General features: G+C 38.9%; 11 protein-coding genes and 1 pseudogene. 6 read left to right on the forward strand and 6 right to left on the reverse strand.

The window, feature by feature from the left end; translation table 11 throughout:
- Positions 1 to 120 precede the first annotated feature (120 nt).
- A complete protein-coding gene (locus CWD91_RS05565; RefSeq protein ID WP_103439995.1) occupies positions 121 to 1,059 on the reverse strand; it encodes an alpha/beta fold hydrolase in 939 nt (312 codons plus the stop codon).
- Positions 1,060 to 1,584: 525 nt separating this feature from the next.
- On the opposite strand from CWD91_RS05565, the pseudogene CWD91_RS05570 reads away from it, so the two are divergent.
- A pseudogene (locus CWD91_RS05570) lies at positions 1,585 to 1,824 on the forward strand (tyrosine-type recombinase/integrase); the annotation flags it as partial.
- 31 nt (positions 1,825 to 1,855) lie between these two features.
- On the opposite strand, the gene CWD91_RS05575 reads toward CWD91_RS05570, so the two are convergent.
- From CWD91_RS05575 to CWD91_RS05590, 4 genes are read right to left on the reverse strand one after another with little or no spacing between them, the layout of a single operon-like run.
- Positions 1,856 to 3,169, reverse strand: a complete 1,314-nt coding sequence (locus tag CWD91_RS05575) for an APC family permease (RefSeq protein WP_103439997.1) — start codon at positions 3,167 to 3,169, stop codon at positions 1,856 to 1,858.
- Between the two features lie 58 nt (positions 3,170 to 3,227).
- A complete protein-coding gene (locus CWD91_RS05580) occupies positions 3,228 to 6,362 on the reverse strand; it encodes a glycoside hydrolase family 2 TIM barrel-domain containing protein (protein WP_239985667.1) in 3,135 nt (1,044 codons plus the stop codon).
- Positions 6,363 to 6,383: 21 nt separating this feature from the next.
- Positions 6,384 to 9,413 carry an aminotransferase class III-fold pyridoxal phosphate-dependent enzyme gene (locus CWD91_RS05585; RefSeq protein ID WP_103439999.1) on the reverse strand — a complete coding sequence of 1,010 codons (3,030 nt, stop codon included), beginning with the start codon at positions 9,411 to 9,413 and terminating at the stop codon, positions 6,384 to 6,386.
- A gap of 11 nt (positions 9,414 to 9,424) precedes the next feature.
- Positions 9,425 to 11,446 (reverse strand): MGH1-like glycoside hydrolase domain-containing protein, encoded by a 2,022-nt coding sequence (locus CWD91_RS05590; protein ID WP_103440000.1) that lies wholly within the window; start codon positions 11,444 to 11,446, stop codon positions 9,425 to 9,427.
- Positions 11,447 to 11,690: 244 nt separating this feature from the next.
- Here CWD91_RS05590 and CWD91_RS05595 point away from each other — a divergent pair, with 244 nt between their 5' ends.
- From CWD91_RS05595 to CWD91_RS05610, 4 genes are all read left to right on the forward strand, one after another.
- Positions 11,691 to 13,385: a tetratricopeptide repeat protein gene (locus tag CWD91_RS05595; RefSeq protein ID WP_103440001.1), complete on the forward strand. Its 1,695-nt coding sequence runs from the start codon at positions 11,691 to 11,693 to the stop codon at positions 13,383 to 13,385.
- A gap of 299 nt (positions 13,386 to 13,684) precedes the next feature.
- Positions 13,685 to 16,762, forward strand: a complete 3,078-nt coding sequence (locus CWD91_RS05600) for a SusC/RagA family TonB-linked outer membrane protein (protein ID WP_103440002.1) — start codon at positions 13,685 to 13,687, stop codon at positions 16,760 to 16,762.
- Between the two features lie 32 nt (positions 16,763 to 16,794).
- Complete coding sequence (locus CWD91_RS05605; protein WP_192877641.1) at positions 16,795 to 18,315, forward strand: RagB/SusD family nutrient uptake outer membrane protein; 1,521 nt, start codon at positions 16,795 to 16,797, stop codon at positions 18,313 to 18,315.
- Positions 18,316 to 18,426: 111 nt separating this feature from the next.
- Complete coding sequence (locus CWD91_RS05610) at positions 18,427 to 21,753, forward strand: VCBS repeat-containing protein (RefSeq protein ID WP_103440004.1); 3,327 nt, start codon at positions 18,427 to 18,429, stop codon at positions 21,751 to 21,753.
- Here CWD91_RS05610 and CWD91_RS05615 read toward each other — a convergent pair.
- Positions 21,750 to 22,637: a LysR family transcriptional regulator gene (locus CWD91_RS05615; protein ID WP_103440005.1), complete on the reverse strand. Its 888-nt coding sequence runs from the start codon at positions 22,635 to 22,637 to the stop codon at positions 21,750 to 21,752. The genes CWD91_RS05610 and CWD91_RS05615 overlap by 4 nt on opposite strands.
- Positions 22,638 to 22,711: 74 nt before the next feature.
- Between CWD91_RS05615 and CWD91_RS05620 the strand changes: the two genes are divergently transcribed.
- A complete protein-coding gene (locus CWD91_RS05620; RefSeq protein ID WP_103440006.1) occupies positions 22,712 to 23,620 on the forward strand; it encodes a DUF1338 domain-containing protein in 909 nt (302 codons plus the stop codon).
- The last annotated feature ends 2 nt before the right edge of the window (positions 23,621 to 23,622 follow it).

A 23,622-nucleotide genomic window follows, 5' to 3' on the forward strand; every position in this document is an offset into this window, starting at 1 on the left:
AGCAGCAGAAATAGAAAGGCTAGGAAGCAGTTTTAATCGGCTAAATTCATCTTTTGGATTTATTGTAGACCAACTTTCCCTAGTTGAAAAAGCATATCACTCACCGAAAGGACTGGGTTCTTATTTTAAAAAGTCAAGCATTTTTTCATTCACTGTTTCCGCTTGATCAATAGATAAAAAATGTCCTGCATTTTGTATTGTTTCACCTTTCCCTTTTGGTAGCCTATTGGCAATTTCAACCGTTCGTTTTTCATTGATCATATCGTCATCACCAATTAAAACCAAAACAGGCATTTGTAAAGATTTAAGTTCATCATTGGAAAAAGGTTGCATACTGCTTACAAATTTGTTTTCAGACTCCAATTCCGCACCCAATTTATATTGATTTACGTAGGCAACGCTAATATTGGCAACATTGCTGGACATGCTTTCCAAGCTTTGTGCAATTTGTTTTTCCTTTGAAGAAAGTATCCTAACAATATTTTTTAATAAATCCGTACTTGGTTTGATCCATGTAAAAGTTTGGGCCGGACTTAATAATATTAAGCTTTTTATCTTTGTCTGATCGTTTAATGCTAGCTTAACCGCCAACCACCCACCCCGGGAAGCTCCAATAACATGAAAGCTATCCAACTCCAAGGCAAATAGAACTTCTTTATACCAATCGGTAACTTTTTCCACACTATCAATATCATTGTACAAAAAGGATTTTCCTGCTTCCAATATAAAGTCGACCGCAAACACCCGATGGTTTTTGGTAAGCGATTCAATATTGGGATACCACATGGTAGAACTTGCATTCATTCCGTGAAGCAATACCACTGGTTCTGCATTTTTAGGGCCACTTACAATAACATGGGCAATTCCGTTGGTTGTAGGAATATATAATTCCTCATAAGAGACATTCCATAATTTTAAGGTTTCGTCATAAGCTTCAAAATAAGCTGCATTTGAAGCAGATGGCTCTGTAATATATTCTGGTGTTTTTTTGTATTTATCGTATTTGTCCGTACAACCAACACCTAAAACAAAAAAAACAAGCAATAGAAATAGTCTCATAGAATGCAATATACAATGGATAAATCCCAAAAGTTATGTGAATTGCATAAAGATAGAATAAACTATCCTGGAGTAAGTGTTTTGTTCCTTCATACCGTGACGTAAATTAACATTCCAATTTCGATACGCTGGCCGCACCCTGAGCCTGCCTACCGTTAGGTTGGCCTGCCATGTCGATAGACAGGCGGAGTCGAAGGTCTGGACAAGCAAAGAAAACGTAGGTTCCTGAATACCTTGAAACAACAGGCAGAAATGCTTTTACAAAGAATAGATGATACCAAATTATAACTTTTTAGGTTATATTAATCTTTATTTTGAGCTAAAAAATTATCAGCCCTCTTCTTTTCGCGGTTTAAGGGTGCGTTGCTGAAGAACCAATATGCACCACTGCGAGTTTATTTAATTACTACAAAGCTCAAACAAGTTTGGCTTTTTCACTGCCCCATAGGATTACCTGCGGTGATATTTCCTTATTAATTTCCCGCAAAATATAATGGCAGTACAAAGCATTATGAGAAATATAAAACCCAAAGAAGAAGGATGAACAGCCGTCTTAAGACTATTGCCAAGGATGCAGGTATCGAAGAACATTTTACCACTTATACCATCCGTCATTCCTGGGCTACGATAGCCAAGTTTATGGGGATTTCAACAGAGGTTATCAGCGAAGGATTGGGCCATAACTCCTTAAAAACAACACAGATCTATCTAAAGAGTTTTACCAACCATGTTTTGGATGAGGCGAATGAGATGGTGGTTTCCTAAATAGTTATTCAAATAACCTCTTTTAATTCCCTTATCTATTATGCCTTACTACATTAATTAAATAATAGATTATGGATAATACTCCAATAAAAGTACCAATGGCAATCAATTCATTAAATGACAGATTGGATAAAAAGAATAAAATTACGAGAACTGCCATAATTGGGACAAGATATCCTCCAGGAATTCTAAATGAACCTTTAGACAATACGGAATCTTCCCTATTTTCCTTTTTTCTCAATTTTATCACAGCGATTGCCACTCCCAAATAAATAAGTAAAATAGAGGCGCTAGATAGAATTGCCAATTGCTTAAATCCACCTAATGAAGCAAATAAAAAGCAAAGTCCAACATAAATTATAATTGACACATATGGCGTAGAGAACTTCTTATGAACTCGAGATGCAATTTCAATTGGAATTACTTCATCCTTTGCGGCCCGATATAGCATCCTTGGCATACTCAATATTTCACTACTCAAATTTCCGAACATGGATACTACAGCTCCAATGGTTATCAAAGTAAACCCTATTGGTCCAAAAATCTTGCTTGCCACCTCGCCCAATGGATTTTCTTTGAAACTGGCCAATGTTTCCCCCAATACTCCCTGGGCAGCAGTTTGGATCATTACATAAATTAGCAACACCACCGTAATACTTATCAGTATGGCCCTTGGTATAGTTTTATTAGGATTCCTTACCTCGCCACTTACCGAAAGACCTGATTCCGCACCTTGAAAGGCAAAGAATAGTATCAAGGATACTTCTCCAACATCCATAACGGTTGGGGTAAAATCCCATACGAGATTTACAATGTCTACTTTCGTCCATGCTAAAAAAATCAACACCATTAAGGGGGCAATTTTAAAAATAGTAATCAACTTCACCAATCTTATTCCTTCCTTGACCCCAATTACATTAATGTATCCTAAGCCTGAAAAAAGACAAAGAAAGAAGATTGTTCTGATAATTGTTCCCTTAAAAAAAGGATTGATAGAACCCATAATATCAACAATGGTATTGGCAACTGCTGCATCTGCGGAAATAGTTGCCAATAGAAAAAGAACAGCCGCAATAAAACCGAAATACTTGCCGAATACACCTTCAATATAGGCATATGCCCCACCTGTATCAGTTATTTTACTGCCAATTTCGGCAAAACACAGCATGACTAAAGAAATCAACAATCCACAAAAAAGATAAGCCAACACACTTGCTGAACCAAGGCCAGCAGCCACAACGGCAGGCAAAACGAATATGCCAGCTCCAATCATTATATTGATCAAATTGGCACTTAGACCCCAAGTTCCTATATTTCTTTTTAATTCGTCAGCTTGCTCTTTCATAGATTAACATTCAATTATACAATGATAAACATTAGGTACTGTTGTGGATAATATTATGCTATCTCAAAAATGGCTCTATCGAATATGAATAGCTAAATGACTTTGGTTGAATAGTATATTCGACATGCACGTTCCTTCCCCATGAATTATCACCTCCGACTCCCATTTGCAATAAATCCACATTCCACTGTACCGTCTCTCCGATTCTAATATCTGCCCCATGTCTTTTTGTTACTGGAACAAGGCCAGAGGCCGAAATCCCAGCCTGATCCTTATTAAAGTCAATTTCTTTCATCGTAAAGGGCCAAACACTGGAATTCAAAAGCACATTGCTTTTTACATTTAGCGTCAAATCATTTGAAGAAACGTTCATCCAACGAACATCCGTTTTATTTCCAGTTTCTTGCGGTCTCATATATCTATGAAACTGATCTATCACCTTTCCTTTATAAATCCCTATTTTAACTCCGGTCTTCCTATCCCAATAACTTTCAGTAGGACCCTTGCCGTACCAAGAAACATCACTAAAATCCTTAGGTAGGGTAAGATACATTCCTAACCTTGGAATATTGGGAAGATCTTTTTGATTGGGCTCAAAGTGATAATCAATAGTCAAAACTCCTTCATTGGAAATTTCATAATAAACTACTACTTCGGCTACTTTGTTTGGAAGAGAGTATGCAACCTTATATCCAACCCCTTTATGTGATTGTGACGGTTGACCTACCAATTCGGCAGAATAGTTATAACTGGCATCCTGCCATATTTCTGCCCATTTATCCATTCTGTTCCCCAAATCATTATCTGTTGGTGGTCTCCAGAAATTAGGACGAATAGGTTGGTCCGTAATTTTCTTTCCCATAAATGTCCATGAAGTAATTTCTCCACTGTTCCCGTTAATCATAAGATTAATAATATCGTTTGCTATTTCGATGATTTGCCCAGTAGATTTCATGTTTAAAATAGGGCCCTTTGTAATTGGCCTTGAAACATATGCTCCTTTATGAAGCACAAATTGACCCCAGGCCAACTCATATCCTTGTGGTATTAAGGCCGAATTATTTTTTTGAACAAGGCTTACTTCGAGTATGTATTCCCTATTTAAGTCATTGAAATCAGGAAAATTTTTAATTTGAATTTTACTAGATTCCTGGGGGCCTACTTCCAACATTTTTTCTAAACTTTGGAATACCTCTACCCCATCTTTTAATACCATAATATTTAGTTCCTTATCTGAAAAATCTGCAAAGAAGTTTTTATTCTCAATCCCAATAGTTCCATTTCCCAAATATCTAAACTGAACCGGTTCATATACCTTTTTCACTTCAGAAAGATGTGGATGTGGATTGCGGAAAGGATCCACCAGTCCATTGTTTAAAAAATTTCCATCCGTTGGTAAATCGGGGTGATAATCATGACCATATGCAAAATAGGGCTTGCCGTCCTTATCTTTAAGTTCCAGACTCTGATCTACCCAATCCCAAATGAACCCTCCTTGTAGGTTGGGGTATTTTTCAATAATATCCCAATAATCCTGTAAATTTCCCACAGAATTGCCCATGGCGTGCGCATATTCTATCATTATTGATGGCTTGTCCGAATCCGAATTTCCATGTTCGATAAGATATTCGGGTGTAGGATACATTGGGCAGTACAGGTCTGTATAATCCTCCTTTCCAGCTGGCTCATATTGTACGATCCGGTTGTCGTCGTGACTTTTCAACCATTTGTAAGTAGATCTAAAAATTTCACCTTCCCCAGCTTCGTTACCCAAGGACCAAGAATATATGGAGGGGTGGTTCCTATCGCGATAATACATCCTTTGGGTACGCATCATATGTGCAGGTAACCAACTCATTTCATTTCCTATCTGGGTTTTCTCGCTTATGGCTAGTGGATGGCTTTCAATGTTGGCTTCGTCAACCACATATATTCCGTAAGTGTCACAAAGATCTAACCAATAGGGATCGTTTGGGTAATGCGAACTGCGTACGGCATTAATATTATTTTGCTTCATGAGCATAATATCCTTTTCCATAGATGCCTTTGATACCACATGTCCTGTCAGGGGGTCGGTTTCATGCCTGTCCACACCTTTAATATAAATGGCCTTTCCGTTCAAAAGAACTTGACTGTTCTTGATTTCCACCCTTTTAAAACCAATATTTCGCTTTATGTACTGATTGTTTTTTGGATTCTTAGGGTCTTCCAATGAAATTATAAGTTGGTACAAATTAGGAAGTTCTGCTGACCATTTTTTCACATTTTCAATAACTGTTTCGGAATGATAATTGATTTTGGATGAGGCCGGAATTTGGATTGATTCTTCAGTTTTGTAGACAATCGACTTACCATCCAAAACCTCCAAGTGTAATGTCCTATTTACCAATCCTCCAGAATTGTTTTGAAGAAACACGGTATCCTTAAATATCCCATGCTTATAAGTGTCATCTAAATTGGTATAGGCATAATAATCCATTATATGAACTTTTGGCCTGCTATACAGATAAACATCCCTTTCAATACCGCTAAGACGTAACATATCCTGACTTTCCAAATAACTGGCATCGCTCCACCTAAATAGCTGAAGGGCAATCAGGTTTTTCCCTACAGTTAGGTTTTTTGTAATGTTGAACTCTGCTGGTGTCTTGCTACCTTGAGAATAGCCCACATATTGGCCATTTACATATACGTACATGGCAGATTTTGCAGCTGCAAAATGTAGAATAATGTCTTCCTCCAGAAATTCATCTGTAAGCCAAATTTCTTTGCGATATGTACCAACAGGGTTGTAATCTGTGGGTACATTGGGCCATTTGGTGTCAAACGGATAACGTTCGTCCAAATATATGGGATGGTCATAGCCTTCTACTTCCCAATTGGCAGGAACTTGGATTGTGTCCCAATCACTATCATCAATATTTATATTTTGAAAAGTTGTGGGTCTCTGTTTGGGGTCTTTTACAAAATTGAATTTCCAGTCTCCATTTAAATTCAAAAAGCGCCTCGAGTTTTCCTTATCCGGTTTCACCTTAGTTTCAAGACCAAAAAAAGTAGCTCTCGGGGGTAATTTGTTTTCCTCAAAAATCTGATGATTGTAATGGTTTACTTGTTCTGGAACGGAGGTCAATCTTTTTTGTTTGCAGCTCAAAAAAGTAAGAACAAAAGGAAATATTAAAAGTTGTAATCTCATCAATATAATTGTATCAAAAAATTAATAGTTTATCATAAAATCTTCGGTAAGAATTCCCTTGAGATAAAAAATAAGTTCCTCGGCATTCTCTTGGGTAAATACCATGGGAGGTTTGATTTTTAATACGTTATGGTCCGGGCCATCCGTGCTCATAAGGATACCGATATCTTTCATACGGTTGGCCAAATAATCGGTCTGGGCAGCCAAAGGCTCCATTTTTTCATCCACCAACTCGATTCCCAAGAAAAGTCCCTGGCCCCTAACATCACCAATAATGGGAAACTTCTTCGCCAGATCTATTAGTTCCTTTTTTAGATAGTTTCCAACCGCCAAGGCATGTGACTGGAGCTTCTCCCGTTTCACCACCCTCAGAACCTCGGCACCTATGGCACAGGAAACCGGATTGCCCCCAAAGGTGTTGAAATACTCCATTCCATTGGCAAATCTTTCCGCTACTTCTTGGGTACAGGCCACGGCAGCCAGGGGATGTCCGTTGCCCAGTGGTTTCCCTATGGTCACGATATCGGGGACCACCCCGTACAATTGGAAGCCCCAAAATGTAGTTCCCATACGGCCACAACCCACTTGCACCTCATCTGAAATACAGAGTCCGCCCGCTTCCCCAACGTATTGATAGGCCTTTGCCAAGAATCCCTTCGGTAATTCTATCTGTCCCCCACAACTAATGATCGGCTCTATGATAAAGGCCCCTACTCCCCTTCCTTTGGCCTGTATATTATCTATTTGCTTTGTGACCTCAATGGCATATTGCTCTCCTGTATCCTTTCCCCTGTACTTGCCCCTAAAGGCATCGGGAAGGGGAAAAATATGGGTGTGTTCCGGAGCGCCCTGGCCTCCCTTTCCGTCAAACTTATAGGAGCTGATATCGATGCACATATTGGTATTGCCATGGTAGCCCACCTCGGAGGCGATTATGTCGCGCTGCCCGGTAGCGGCCTTTACCATCCGGATCGCCAACTCATTGGCCTCACTACCTGAATTCACAAAATGGAGCACACTTAATTCCGGGGGCAGGGTCTCCAACAGCTCCTTGGCCAATTCATTGATATTTTCATGCAAATACCGACTATTGGTATTGATCAGTGCCATTTGTTCCTGTCCTGCCCTTACCACGGCTGGATGTTCATGCCCCACATGGGCCACATTGTTTACGGTATCCAAGTATTTTCTTCCGTATTGGTCCATTAGGTACTGCCCTGCACCCCGAACCATTTTAATGGGCACCTTGTACTGCAGGCTTAAACTTTTGCCCAAATGTTGTTTTCTATAGTCGATGATGTCTGCATTGGAGGTAGCCTGCTTCCCCTCCAATCCCTTGGTTTTAAACAAAAGGTTGGGGTCCGGACAAAGGCTTTTCCATAAGTGGGTCTGACTGTAATACCCCACTCCGGGGAAATCAATTTTAAAATCGAGCATGGAAAGCATGATCTGAAAATGCAGATGTGGGGACCAATTGCCGTTCTCTGTGCAACTGCCCAAGATACCAATTTCATCACCTGCCCTTAAATGATTGCCAACCTTATGGCGGATGGCACTGTCCACCGACAAATGTCCGTAAAGGCTATAAAACTCCAAGCCTTCCTCCCGGTGCCTTAAAATTACCAGTCCGCCGTATTCCTTGTCCCCCGCATCATTTACAGCGGTGACCACTTCCCCGTTAAAAAGGGCGTGTACCGGTGTTGCTGCCGGCAACCAAAAATCGACCCCCAAATGAATGCTCCTACTCTCCCTCCCTTTGTTCCCTATCTTATCATAGGACGTAGTGGTGTAGAGAGGGCGGGGCTCAAGATAGCCTCCGGCCAATATTTTGGAAGGATGTTCTCCCTGCAGTTTATTAATTCTATACTGAAAATAGTCCAGATCGTTAAAGTCCTTTTCATGCCCCAACCATTTACTGGACACACTAAGATCCAAGGGGTATACTGTGTTGGAACCGACAGTGGGAAATAGTTTATCAATGGAAAGGGATTGCTTTTTGGCCCAGGTCGAGAATTTTTCTTCCTTGGGATGGGCGGTATATCCACATGCCCCCCTAAAACTAAAATGGGCAAAATCCGCATTGATGTCCCTCCATTTCCGGAGCAGTTCCCAGGCCGGTTCTTCGCTGATCAACAGATAGCTATTGTCCGGTTCCTCTTTTTTATTGATGGCCGATTTGGTTACGGATATCACCAAGCGCATGGCGATGGCCATGTACAAATGTTCCAGTTCAGTTTCTTCCAAAGGAAAGGCATGGTGATAGCCCCGTACAATGGGCAAGGCGGCCTCCAACGGATCATTGTGCCCCATGATGGCATATGCACAGGCAACGGCCAGATCGTTGATGATCTGCGTATACACCGAATCCCCGAAATCTATGGCGGAGATCACATGGGGATCGATCAGGTCCCCGGAAACTATAACATTGTTGTCGTTGGCGTCATTGTGTACCACTGCCTTGCGTAACTTGGAATAACCGGGCTGCGCCTCTTTAAATTGATTCTGAAAATAGGAGATGACTTCTTTGTCCCCATTCTTAAAAAGGTCAAGATATTCTGTGGTCCAACCGCCCTGTGCCACATCCCAGACAAATTCCCTGTGGGCCTCGGGATGGTCAAAACCTTGCAGGGCCCGTGTCAGTCTCCCACATTGTTCCCCCAGACTATGGCGCAGCCCATCCAATTGCGGGTTCACCCCGCTCCAGACCCTGCCTGATATCCAGGACAGAAGGCGTACCTTCCTGATCTGCCCATAATCGTCCCTGATCTCAGAAATCAGATTCCCCTGCCTATCCGGAACGACCTGGGGAGACGTTAGATCCTTGGCGTGTTCGCTGGCGTAGAGCAGCAATTTCTGTTGAAAGTCTAAATAATCCTCGTTCTCGTCAGGTCGGGAGACTTTCAAGATATACTCCTGCCCATCAACTGCATCGATCTTAAAATTAAAATCGATTTCCCCGGGAAGTGGTTTGGCCGAACCTTGAATGTCAAAATTTTCAAGGGCAATATTTGTGGCCTGATCTGCAGTTATTATAATCTTGCTATATTCCATTGATATTTTTTTTAGTCCTCGGTCAACATCAATATAATATGTGCCGCACTCCAACTAAAGTTATGAGCCTCCCTACCTTCCCCTGTGATCGGATGATAATTTTCCCTAATGGATTTTCCTTTTTCCAAAAGGCCTTCGGCACCATCCATTATTTGGATAGTGGCCTTGTCCGCTTCCAAATCATATCCGTAATTCCGTAGTCCCTTTATTCCGAAATAAGCTTGATCTAGCCAGTTTGGTCCCCGCCAATACCCATTTAGGGGATCAAATTTAGGGTGGTCTTTGGACATGGTCTGGAAAGGGACTTTGGAGAAAAACTTTTGTTCATCCATCATCTTGGTTTTTACAGCTTCCGCTTGTTCAGGGGAAGCAGCCTTCGCCCATAAGGCAGTCCAACCTTCACTTCCAGCACCCTTTATAAATTGGGTACCCTCTAAATTGGTATCGTAAAACCATCCTTCCTCCTTGTCATAAAATTGGTCCTGAATCAACCGTTTCAACTTCTTAGCATTGGATTTAAGTTCATCTGACTCCGCTTTTTTACCTAATCTCTCGGCCAAATGGGCCAAATACAATTTTTCAGCATATAAATAGGCATTCAAGTCTACACTTTCTTGATTCAGGGAATATGCCCCTTCCGAATTTTTTAAAATTTTAGAGGAATCAAATCGTATGGCATTGTCCATTCCACTTTCCCATTTGGCAGCCAACACGGTACCGTCCGTAGATCCATATTCACATAAACCATCCTTATCGTGGTCCCGCTTGGCATACCACCACCTATGGTACGTTATCAGCTGGGGGTACATTTCTTTAGCAAAATTAATATCTCTGTCCTTCTGCAGAATTTGAACTACAGCCCATGCGGCCAAAGGTGGCTTGGTATCCCTATAATTGTGATTTTCAATGGTTGTATCCCTATAGATGCAATCCAAAATAAATCCGTCGTCCTCCTGATAATCGAACATTGCTCTTATTTGATCCTTGGCAAGTTCAGGGGCGAATCGGGAAAGGCCCGCACCGTGCTTCCAGGAATCCCATGACCAAAATCCATGGAACCATTCATAATGATAGCTCGGAAACAATCCCTGATGGTTTAGTTCCCCAGCGGCTATCCGCCAATTGTTTTGAAGCGTAAGTTGGGCCTTGGCCAATACTCTTGCATATTTATTATCCTTAAACTGTGGCTTACTGTTTTCAATTAGTGTTTTTAGTTCATCGTTTTTTTCTTGCTTCCGAGTATTTAAAATTGAATCAAAATCTGAAATATTTATTATCTTCTTTTCTTCCTCCCAAGAGTATTCTGGAAAAATAAATGTTTGTGCGATTACAACTTCTTTGGTTTGGTTGGGTTTGAGTTCCAATTCTTGAAATTCTGTAGAAAAACCTTTTTCCAAATTATTGATAATTGTAGATTTTGGAAAAGTAATGACCCCCAAAGCAGTACTTATGTTTGAACTTATTTTGAGAACATTTCTTTGGGAAGACAACTTTAAACTATTAGTCAATAAAGGTTCATTTTTCCAATGATATGTTAATTGAATGATGCGTTGGTTCGTATTTGTAAACTCATATTTAATTAAAGCTGTATGACCGTTTAAAAACAGAAGTGTTTCTTTTAATTCAACCCCATCTGCACTAAAAGTTTGTTCCAAATGGCTTGAATAACTTTTCTGCTCGATTGTGTTTTCCTTTTTAAAATTAATGGGATGACTGCCAATAGCAATTCTAATTGAAGCAACAGATTTACTTGACCAAACGCCATTTTGCTGTGTCATCAGGAAAGGCCCGGAAAAATCTCCAAAAGGTTCTGTCGAATCAGATAGACCATATGCGAACCAGGCACCCTGGTCTGAAAACATTAAACCAGACCTATCTACAGAATCCTTTGGTGTAATATGGAAATCCAAAATATCTTCACTAAAGTTTAGATAATTGCTTTTGCCATCAGTGCTTATTTGCCCTATTGAACTATAACAGCCAAAACCCAATAACAATACCACAATATTCTTAACTATTTTATATAAATGCATATTTTCTTTATTGGATTTTAACCTTTTTAAACCTTCTTTGATAACCTAATATCAGAATGGAACAAATTTTCAATTATTTTTTATTAATATCCCAAAAACTACCTTTACTTGACCTTTACTGGTCCCATTATTTGGACTTTAATAAAATGGACATTCAGATATAATTTAGATATTTGTAAATAGCATAATTCTTGCACCCACCTTTAGCAATAAACTCGGTCTTTTTGCTTATAAATCCTAGCACATGGAAAAATTGATAAAACCTATTTTAATCATTTTACTACTTATAGGTACTACTGTGCATTCCCAAACCAACATATGGGATGAAAATCCGAGCGACTCTCAAAAAGAGCTAGATAGTCTGCTAACTATATTACCCTACTCAAGCGGTAAGGATAAATTGCCATTGCTAAACAGAGTTGCCGAAATTTATTGGTCTATAAACCCCAATAAAACGATAGAATATGCAAATGAAGCTTTACTGTTATCTAGGGAGACGAATGATATGGGTCAAGAAGGATTAGCACTTATTAATCTTTGTCAAGGCTATTTGTTTAATGATTTTTACGATAAGGCTTTACAATATGGTCTGCAATCATTGGAAATCAGAAAAGACCTTAAGAACAATTATGATTTAGCCTTTACGCTTCGTACACTTGGATGGTTGTATTTCGACATTGGCTATTTTGACAAGGCTCTTGAATATCATACGGAAACTTTAAAAATACATGAAAAAATAGGTGACAGACAGCGAATCGCATATAGTTATAACAGTTTGGGATTAATTCATGAACATAAGGGGAATTGCAATTTGGCATTATCATATTTCAAAAAATCTTTGGAATTTAAAAAACCATTTAACAATAAGGATAGAATTGCAGAGACCATGAAAAATATGGGAGTTTGTTATCGCAAAATAAATGAACCCGATTCTGCCAAAACATATTTAGAATCTTCCTTAGAAATTACAAAACAAATTAAGGACGAACAAAATATGGTTCATATTCTAAACGAACTTTCAATAGTAAATTTAAAACTAGGAAATTTAGACAAGTGTTACTCGTTCTTAAAGGAATCGAGATTAATAATGCAGGGATTGATGGACAATAAAGAATGGGTAGTTGAAAATGATAGAATTATGTCCGATTATTTTTTGGCAAAACAAGATTATAAAGAGGCATTAAATTACTATAAGAATTATGCAGAAGGGAATTCAGAAATTTTTTCGAGCAATAAAAGTGAAAAACTTACGGATATGAGGATTCGTTACGAGGACGAACGCAGAGCATCCCAAATTAAATTATTGGAGCAACAAAGGAATTTGGAAACACAGAGAAGAAATTCTGTCCTAATCGGATCCTTTTTATTGGCAATTATAGCTATACTGATCATAGCTTCATTGTGGAATAATATAAAAAAGAAAAAAGCAATTTATCAACAAAGTCATAAGCTATCATTGGAAAAATTAAAAACACAATCTCTTTTGCAAGAAAATCTTGAGCACAAATTGGATTTCCGTATGAAAGAGCTGACAAATTTGGCTTTGTTTATCTCTCAAAGAACATCTATTTATAAAGACCTTACAAATTCTTTTAAAATCTTAAAATCTACTGATATAGATCAATTAAAAAAGGATATTAATTCACTCATCAAAGAATATACATTTAAGTTTGATATTAACGAAGATATACAAAGGTTTCATACAAACGTAGAAACGCTACAAAGTGACTTTTTATTTAGAATTAAGGAAAAATACCCTCACCTAACTGATAAGGACATACAACTTGCCGTTCAAGTTAAGCTCAAACTCAGCTCAAAAGAAATAGCAAATATCAACAACATTTCTTTAAATTCTGTAGAAATAGGCAGGCATCGATTAAGGAAAAAACTAAATATCGATAAAAAAGAAAATCTTGTTAGTTTTCTCGAAAATATTTAAGGCTTCAAAACAACTACATTTATAAACTTACCTTTCAAAGTAGGCTAATCTACTCCCCACCTGCTTCCCTGCATTGCCATGGATATTGCTATTCCCCAATAAAACCCAGCTCCTCTTTACAATTTTCATATGCAGCCATATCCCATTAAACTCAGGCAATTCACCGCTTTTAAGAAGGATGTAAAGGTCATGTAAAGGTGATTTATGAGGTTTTATGTAATAATAAAATAATATTTGAGAACTCTTAAGCTCATGCCAAAATTTGGAATATGGGCAATGACTAACATAAACTTAATAATATGAAAAAAAAACAATCAAAAAATCAAAACCATCGTTTTAACGGTCTGTTTTTATTGCTTTTTATGCTTGCTTCGTTCGGGTTTACCACCAGATCCTTTTCACAAAGCAAGGTAGTAAGGGGAACTGTTACAGACAATACTGGAGTAGTACTGCCAGGCGCCTCTGTTACAGTTAAAGCAAATCAAACACAAGGGGTACAGTCGGACTTTGACGGTAATTATACCATTGAGGTAGCCGGACCTGAAACCACTTTAATTTTCAGATATCTTGGTTTTATTACCAAGGAAGTTGTAGTGGGCAGCCAAACGGTAATAAATGTAATTCTTGAGGAGGATGCACAAAGTTTGGATGAGGTAATTTTGGTAGGTTATGGCACCCAGAGACAAACCGAGGTAACAGCTGCCATTTCCTCAGTGGATGTGGCTGAAATCCAAAAAATTCCAACAGCGGATGTTGGGACCTCCCTTCAAGGACAGGTTGCTGGACTTAATGTGTCTACCGCTACCGGAGCACCCGGAGCGGATCCTGTTATACGGGTAAGGGGCCTAGGGACTATTGGAAACAATAACCCCTTGTTTGTTATAGACGGAATACCAGGGGAATTGTCTTATCTGAATCCAGCGGATATAGAGAACATCAGTATTCTTAGAGATGCATCGGCAGCCACCATTTATGGTTCAAGAGCATCCAATGGGGTAATAATTGTTACCACAAAAAGGGGTAAAACAGGAGAACCGAGAGTTACCGTTAATTCCTATCTAAGTACACAATCCGTAAAGAACAATGTAGATGTGGCCAATAGGGATCAACACAACCAAATAAAATTGGAAGCATATTCCAATGTTGGTGAAACCCCAGCTCCGTATCTAACCGGTAATCAACAATTTTCCGATTCAAATTGGGTAGATGCATACTTGCAGAACGCTTTCGAGCAAAAGCACGATGTGGGAATTTCCGGAGGAACAGAGAAAATGAAATACAGTTTTTCTGGCGGTTATTTTGAAAATTCAGGGACGGTCATCAATACGGGATTTGACAGATTGAGTACTCGTTTTAATATGGATTTTCAATTGCTCAACGACCGTCTTAAAATTGCTCCGGGCATAAGTTACACTAGGGAAAATACCAAAGGTATATTTGAACCCATAGGAAGTGGAAACGCGAGTTTTTCTCCGTTTTTGGACATTTATTCCCAATTGCCGCACAAGGCTATTTATGATCCGAATTCCACAAATGGATTTGCCACTCCGGCAGCTGGACTGGGATCGGGCAATCCTATTGGGACAACAGAATTGGAAGACCGCAGAAACCAGGATGACTATATGCAATTCAATGTTGCGGCTACACTTCAAATAATTGAGGGCTTAAGCTATCAATTTCAATATGGGGCCAACATAGAGAATACCCATTTCTCAGATTTCATACCATCATTTAACTTTGGTCCACAGGCAGTAAATGAAAATCCATTCCTAACTGAAACGAGATCTAGAACTACCAGTTGGACTTTGAACAACACTTTAAATTACAATAAATCCTTTGGGATGCACGACATTGATGTATTGTTGGGTATTTCCAGAGAAAAAAGTGAGTTTAGATCTGTAGGTGGCAGTAATAATGAACTTGCCTCAGATCAGCTATTGGCATTGAGTGCCGGTATAGGAGACGAATCTTCATTTGGGTTTAATTCCACAAATTCATTGCAATCGTATTTTGGAAGATTAAGTTATGACTTCGACAACAAATACTATGTGCAGACTAGTGTAAGACGTGACGGATCTTCCCGATTTGGCAAAAGCAATAAATATGGAACATTTTATTCCGTATCCTTGGGATGGGCTGTACATAATGAGGATTTTTTCTCATCAGACCTGATCAGTATGTTAAAACCTAGGTTTAGTTACGGAACTTTAGGAAATCAACTTATCCCAGAGCATTTATTTCTATCTAGGATTTCTTCAGGTGGGCAGCAACTAAACTATCCCTTTGGTGAAGGCGCCAGTCAGCCCATAGTTGTAGGTGCCATTAGCACTTCATTGCCAACCCCGGACATTAGATGGGAAGAAACGGCAACAACGAATATTGGTTTGGATATCGGATTCCTACAAAACCGTATTAAAGGTTCCTTTGATTATTTTATTTCCAAAACTACGGATATGTTGGTGTCGATACCAATTCCCGCAAGTTCAGGGATTACAACGTTCCCTTTGACCAATGGGGGTAATCTAGAAAACAAAGGTTGGGAATTTTCTACTACTTACAGCAGTGAAAACAATAAGGATTTCTCATATGACATAACTGCAAATATTAGCGGTTCCAAAAACAAGGTAACTAAACTGGGGGTGGCCAACGAATCCTTTACAGATGGTTTTATTGAGTTTAACAATTTCCCTACCACACGTACCGAAGTGGGTGGTGAAATTGGAAGATTTTACTTGTTCAAAGCAGATGGAATATTCCAAAACCAAGCAGAGATAGATGCCCATGGTATTCAACCTAACGCGGCTCCTGGAGATTTAAAATTCTTGGATACTTCTGGGGATGGTGCGTTGGATGATGATGACAAACAATTCTTGGGCAGCGGTCTTCCAGATTTTGAATATGGGATTACTCTTACGGGGCGCTATAAAAATTTCGACGCAAGTATGTTTTTTCAAGGTACGCAAGGAAATGAAATTTACAATGGTGTAAAAATGTGGTTGTATAGAACCGATAGGCAAAATATGTCACCCGATTTATTAAATGCCTGGACACCTCAGAATGCGGGAAGCAGTATTCCTAGAAATGCATTTGGAGATCCTAACAACAACATTCGGCCTTCCAGCTACTTTCTGGAAGACGGTTCCTATTTTAGGTTAAAGAACATTCAGATAGGATATACCATGCCGGAATCCGTAATTAACAAATTGACCATTTCCAAAATGAGGTTATACGTTACTGCAAACAATGTATTTACGGTTACGGACTATTCCGGTTTTGATCCAGGACTTGGAAATGGAGGAACATTTACCAAGGGAGTGGACAGAGGATTTTACCCACTATCCAAATCATTTATTTTAGGTATAAACCTATCACTTTAATGGACAGCGTTAAATTTTTAAAAATTACGATAATGAAAAAAAATAGATATATACTGATTGCTTTATTAACAATAAGCTCTTTGATATCCTGTAGCGACGATTTTATAGAAGTGGCAAATAAGGAAACCTTGACCGATTCGAGTTTTTGGCAAACTGAAAGCCACGCCTTACAGGCCCTAACCGCAACTTATGGTGCTTTACACGGGGCAGATGGCAGCAAATGGACCTTTTTTGAGGAAATCTATGTTGCAATGGCGTACCGTGGTGATGATATAATAAACAATACTGCAGAAACTTACGGGAGAACCTTGGCCAGTTTTAGTAATACCACTGAGGAGAGTGGGCCTTATAATATTTGGCAAGCGGCTTATACAGGTATTGGTCGTGCCAATCAAATTCTGGAGCAAGTACCAGAAATGGAAGCCCTGTCACAAGAAACTAAGGATGTAATTGTAGCCGAGGCTAAATTCTTAAGAGCCTATTATTATTTTTGGTTGGCCACTGGATTTGAAAATGTGCCTCTTATGTTAAATTTTGAGGTGGATTTGGATAATTTATTTCCAAGCCAAGCCCCTAAATCCGTGGTTTGGGCACAGATAGAAAAAGATCTCATAGAGGCAGAACCAAAATTGTTGTTAGAACACTCTTCAGATTGGAAAGGTAGAGCTACCCAAGGTGCCGCCAAAGCACTATTGGGCAAGGCCTATTTATTTCAAGAGAAATGGGGCGAAGCAGAAACAAAATTGGCCGAAGTTGTAGGCATGGATTATGATCTACTTGATAACTATGCAGATAACTTCAATGGAAATTCAGAAAATGGACCTGAAAGTATTTTTGAAGTACAGTTTTCAGGTGATCGTTCCAATGGTAATGATGAACGCCAAGTTTTCAATTTTGAAATTGCCCCTGCTGCATTTGGCGGTTGGGAACTATTGTTTCCATCGCAGTGGCTTGTAGATGAAATGAAAACCGATCTTGATGCCAACGGAGATCCTAGTGAGCGGGTTTATGAAAGTATTTTCTTTGATGACCCCAATTCTGAAATGTATAGTATGGAAGCAGGTGAAAACATATCCTACAGCGATGTTGCTTCGGATTTAAACCATCCAAAATATTTTAAAAAATACTCCTTCAATGCCGATGAGGACTTTTATAATGGTACAAATGTTACTATCATCCGTTTTGCAGATGTGCTTTTAATGTATGCAGAGGCTTTAAATGAAAACAATAAGACTCCCGAGGCTATAATCGAGATAAATAAGGTAAGAGCCAGGAGTAATGCTGTTCCTTTGGGCAGCATGGGTAAAGACGAATTAAGAAATCAGATCCGACACCACGAACGTCCTGTAGAATTGGCCATGGAGTTTGGTATTCGTTGGTTTGACCTTTACAGATGGCAGCGTGGCAGTACCGCTACGGAATCGATTAAAACCACTATGTTGAACCATGGCAAGCCCAATGCGGATAATTTTACCGATAAGCATATTGTATTTCCAATACCCCTGCAAGAATTGAATATCAATTCAAACCTTAATCAAAATACAGGCTGGTAGCAAAAGATAATAAAGAGTTGATTTTGAGTTAGTTTTTTTAACGTAAGCGCCTAAAGGTTTAATTATCTTTAGGTGTTTACATTTTATTTCTGTAATAAAAACCTGTTGAAGATGGATCTAAATTTAAGTAATTCGAAATTCTATATTTTACTGTCATTAGTCTTAGTATTACAGTCATGTAACAACGGGAGAGAAAATAAATCAAGAGTCATTAATACTGAGGAAGAACCCTTGTTCACTGCTATCTACCCAGTGGAAACGGGAATAAGCTTCGTTAACGAAATACCTGAAAGTAGTGCCATGAATAGTATGGTCTATGAGTATTTTTATAACGGAGGTGGTGTCGCTATAGGTGATATTGACAATGACGGCTTGCCAGATATCTATTTCACTTCCAATCTAAAGGAAAATAAGCTATATAAAAACAATGGACATTTTCAATTTGAAGATATTACCAAAACGGCAAATGTAGCAGGTACATTTGGGTGGACAACTGGGGTTACCATGGCAGATGTGAACGCCGATGGCTGGTTGGATATTTATGTATGCAAATCTGGTAAAGGAAAGGCCGAAAATAGAGAAAACCTCTTGTTCATAAACAACAAGAAAGGCTCCTTTACGGAAGCCGCTAAGGAATATGGACTTAATTTTTCAGGTTACAGTACCCAAGCTGCTTTTTTCGATTTTGACAAGGATGGAGACTTGGATATGTTTTTATTGAATCACAACGTATCCCCAATAAACACTGATAACCCTGAAAAATATAAGAATGAAAATAACGAATTGTCCGGAGACCGACTTTACCGTAATGATAATGGCAAATTTATTAATATTTCCAGTAAGGCCGGAATATTGAATAATTCTTTGGGCTTTGGACTAGGTGTTTCCATAGGAGATTTAAACCAGGATGGGTGGCCTGATATATATGTCGCCAACGATTATATAGAGCAGGACTATCTCTATTACAATAATGGGGATGGCACATTTTCAGAAAATCTAAAGAATTCTATGGGACATACTTCACATTTTTCCATGGGAACCGATATTGCCGATTTCAATAATGATGGCCTTTTGGACATTATTTCCTTGGACATGGTTGCTGAGGACAATTATGGTATTAAAACCAGTATGAGTGGCATGAATCCCAAGGCTTTTAATCATGCTGTTGAAAATGGATTCCATTACCAATACATGTACAATGCACTTCAAATGAATAATGGTAATGGGACCTTTGGGGACATAGCGCAACTTACAGGTATTTCCAATACGGATTGGAGTTGGGGGCCCCTTTTTGCCGATTTTGACAATGATGGGTTAAAAGACCTCTTCATTTCCAATGGACTTAAAAGGGATTTTAGGAATAATGATTTTAGAAAATACAAGATCAAGCGCTTGGAAGAGGCCCAAAAAAATGGTGAGAATATGTCCCAAGTGATAGAGGATTTGGTAAATAAAACACCACAGAGGAAAACCCACAACTATTTTTTCAAAAATAAGGGCGACTTAACTTTTGAAAAAGCAATGACAGATTGGGGTGTGGACATACCAACTTTTTCCAACGGGGCAGCCTATGCCGATCTGGACCTAGATGGGGATTTGGACTTGGTAATCAACAACATAGATGAGGAGGCTACGGTCTTAAGAAACAATGCATCCGTAAACTATGTTCAATTTCAGTTTAAAGGAAATGACAACAATCCATTTGGTATTGGTACTAAAATTTTGTTAGAAACTGAAAAAGGTATTCAAATGGCCGAGAACTACCCAACCAGGGGCTATCAATCCGCAGTGGAGCCAATATTACATTTCGGCCTGGGCCAAGAGAGTATTATAAAAAATGCCATCGTTACATGGCCCGATGGGAAAAGTGAAACATTTAGGAACCTGCACCTAAATCAAAAAATAACGGTAGAATATAAGAATGCGGTAACCTATGATCAAAACACTAAAAACATTGCATCGCCTATTTTTAGAGATATCACTGAAGAAATGGGAGCTAAACATGTCCATATTGAAAATGAATACGATGACTTTTCCCTTGAAATTCTCCTTCCTCACAAAATGTCCCAATTTGGTCCTGGCCTTACCGCTGGGGATGTAAATAATGATGGTTTAGAAGATTTTTTCATAGGGGGAGCAAAAGGATACGCAGGGGTTTTGTATCTCCAGGAAGGGAATGGTTCTTTCAGCCCTTGGAAGGGTACTACTTGGACCAGAGACAAGGAATTCGAAGATGTGGACGCTGAATTTTTTGATGCCGACAATGATGGAGACCTGGATTTATATGTAGTAAGCGGTGGAAATGAGTGGGAAGCTGATAATTCTATGTACCAGGATCGTTTATACATTAATAATGGAGGTAATTTTAGTAAATCGAACGATAGACTACCCAAAATGACTATTAGCGGCAGTACTGTAAAACCCTGCGATTTTGATGAAGACGGTGATTTAGACCTATTCGTGGGCAGTCGCATGTTTCCACATAAATATCCTTACTCCCAGACCAGTAAACTATTGGAAAATGTAAATGGTTTTTTCAAAGATGTTACTATAAAAAAGGCACCTGCCCTACAAGATGCAGGAATGATAACCGATGCCATATGGACGGATTATGACGGAGACAACAAAACAGATTTGATTGTAGTGGGGGAATGGACCGGAATCAGCTTTTACAAAAATAAGAATGGCCGATTGGAACCAAGTCCGGACATTTTACCGCAAAGTCAAGGCTGGTGGAATTGCATAGAAGCTTCGGATATGGATGGGGATGGGGATATGGATTTTGTTGTGGGCAACTTGGGATTGAATTCCAAGTATAAAGCCTCCCAAGATGCTCCTTTTGAGGTGTACTCCACGGATTTTGACGATAATGGAACCAACGATATTGTTTTGGGATATTACGACAGGGGAAACCTATTTCCCTTACGAGGGCGTGAATGTTCTTCCCAGCAAATGCCATTCATTAAAGAGAAATTTCCAACTTACGATAGTTTTGGTTCGGCGAAGCTTGATCAAGTATATGACGAAGAAAAATTGAAAGAGGCCCTGCATCTGAAAGTTAGTTCATTTGCATCTGTATACTTGGAAAATTCAGGAAATGGTCAGTTTAATATTCATAACTTGCCTAATGAGGTACAGGTATCGGCCATAAACGATATTTATATTCAAGATTTTGATAGCGATGGTATAAATGATATCCTAGTTGCAGGGAACTTGTATCAAACAGAGGTAGAGACCCCTAGAAACGATGCCAGCATAGGTATGCTATTGAAGGGAAATGGAAAATCGTTATTTACTACTATGCCACATACCAAAAGTGGCCTTTTTATTGACGGGGATGTAAAGAAAATTAGGGGCATTCGTTCTGGGAACTCCAAAGTTACTTCCCTCCTAGTGGCCAAAAATAATGATTCACTTAGATTGATTAAGATCAACTAAATCAATTCCAAAAAATAATGCAAGGCAGGGTTGGTATTATTTTTTTTCCAAGCGGCAAAAAGCTCGGTCCTATGTGGCACCTTGTCAAGTTCCAAGAATTTAATCTTATAATTATGTTCATCACGAAGCGAATTGGGAACAATGGAAATTCCCATGCCGTTTTCCACCAACTTAAAAATAGTAGGACCGTGTATGGACTTGTGGGATATACGGGGACTAAACCCTTGATCTGCACATAAATTCTGAATCTGTTGAAAATACATTGGGCTATTTTCATTGGGAAAAAGAATAAAGGACTCCTCAGAAAGTTGTCCCATATGCTTAAAATTGTCTTTTGTTATAAAATGATCTTCAGGTAAAACCAGCGAAAAATTTTCCTTATAAACAGATTTGATTCGAAGATCTGGTGATACTATATTGGAGCGCATGAAACCTATATCAAGCTCCTCATGTTCCAAGGCCCTAATCTGCTCTGTATTGGTAAGCTCCTCCAAATAGAAATTTATTTTGGTGTATTTCTTTCCAAATTGCTTTAAAATCGACGGTAAGTACATTTGCATGGCCGAACCTACGAATCCAATTTTTAATTGCCCTATTACTCCATCATGGGTCAATTGCCAACGCTCCATGGAATCTTCCAATTGTTTAAGAATAAGCTGTGCCTCTTTTACCAATAGTTGGCCAGGTCTGCTAAGGGCAACCTTTCTATTTGTCCTGTCGAATAGGGTCACCCCCAAAATAGCCTCCAATTGTTTTATTTGCTGGCTTAGGGCCGACTGCGAAATGAAAAGGATATCGGCGGCTTTCCTATAATGCAATGTCTCTGCCAAAACCAAAAAATAGCGCAATGGACGAAGTTCCAATTGATTAGTTATACTTATCATTTATGAAGTAATAAGAATTGTTTAAAATCAAATGTACAACTAAATTTGTTCCTTTAATAATAATAATATCTGATATGGAAACCAAGAGAAATACAGCTTTGGACAATATTTTGGAAGCATTGTTTACTCCTTATAGAGAACGTGTACCTGATGTGCAGAAAATAAGTAAGGCCATGGTTTCAAGTGGCGTTATTAAAGATGAAAGTGAGATAGTAAACGATCATATCGCCTTTCGGACCCTTGGTGTTCCGAATTTGGGAATAGCTTCTTTTGAGAAAATATTTTTGCATTACGGATATGAAAAAAGGGATTATTACTATTTTGAAGGAAAAAAACTGGATGCCTATTGGTACGCACCACCGGAAGACCATTACCCGCGAATTTTTATGAGCGAACTCAGGGTTTCCGAACTTTCAGAGGAAGCCCAGAAAATAATTAAAAAGTATACCCAGGATATTACCATAGACCCAGTGGATCAAATTGACCTGGACGACACTAAACAGGTTGGACAATTTTTTTATAAACCATTATGGAATATGCCATCGTTGGCTGATTATAATACCTTAGCAGATGAAAGTGAATATGCCGCATGGGTAATTTATAACCGGTATTATTTAAACCATTACACCATAAGTGTTCATGATCTTCCGAAGGCCTACAATACCATTGAAAAATTCAATGAGTTTTTGGAATCCATAGATATAAAATTGAACACTTCTGGAGGTAAGATCAAAACAAGCAAAGATGGACTTTTAAAGCAAAGTAGCACCATCGCCAAAATGGTGGAGGCGGAATTTAGTGGCGGAGAGAAAGCGCTAATAGCAGGAAGTTATGTAGAATTTGCGGAACGCCTCCCTTTACCGGCGTATCAGGATGGTAAGACAATAAACTTTACTAGAGTACATAGGCGGGATGGATTTGAATCGGCCAACGCCGACAAAATATTTGAAAGTACGTATAGGGAACAGACTAATAATGTGTAAAT

Origin of the sequence: Arenibacter hampyeongensis, assembly GCF_002909255.1 — a bacterium.
Lineage (GTDB): Bacteria > Bacteroidota > Bacteroidia > Flavobacteriales > Flavobacteriaceae > Arenibacter > Arenibacter hampyeongensis.

Bases quoted from the DNA above. Each gene is read 5' to 3' on its own strand.
- CWD91_RS05565 (WP_103439995.1), bottom strand. From the start codon at position 1,059: ATGAGACTATTTCTATTGCTTGTTTTTTTTGTTTTAGGTGTTGGTTGT.
- CWD91_RS05575 (WP_103439997.1), bottom strand. From the start codon at position 3,169: ATGAAAGAGCAAGCTGACGAATTAAAAAGAAATATAGGAACTTGGGGT.
- CWD91_RS05580 (WP_239985667.1), bottom strand. From the start codon at position 6,362: ATGAGATTACAACTTTTAATATTTCCTTTTGTTCTTACTTTTTTGAGC.
- CWD91_RS05585 (WP_103439999.1), bottom strand. From the start codon at position 9,413: ATGGAATATAGCAAGATTATAATAACTGCAGATCAGGCCACAAATATT.
- CWD91_RS05590 (WP_103440000.1), bottom strand. From the start codon at position 11,446: ATGCATTTATATAAAATAGTTAAGAATATTGTGGTATTGTTATTGGGT.
- CWD91_RS05595 (WP_103440001.1), top strand. From the start codon at position 11,691: ATGGAAAAATTGATAAAACCTATTTTAATCATTTTACTACTTATAGGT.
- CWD91_RS05600 (WP_103440002.1), top strand. From the start codon at position 13,685: ATGAAAAAAAAACAATCAAAAAATCAAAACCATCGTTTTAACGGTCTG.
- CWD91_RS05605 (WP_192877641.1), top strand. From the start codon at position 16,795: ATGAAAAAAAATAGATATATACTGATTGCTTTATTAACAATAAGCTCT.
- CWD91_RS05610 (WP_103440004.1), top strand. From the start codon at position 18,427: ATGGATCTAAATTTAAGTAATTCGAAATTCTATATTTTACTGTCATTA.
- CWD91_RS05615 (WP_103440005.1), bottom strand. From the start codon at position 22,637: ATGATAAGTATAACTAATCAATTGGAACTTCGTCCATTGCGCTATTTT.
- CWD91_RS05620 (WP_103440006.1), top strand. From the start codon at position 22,712: ATGGAAACCAAGAGAAATACAGCTTTGGACAATATTTTGGAAGCATTG.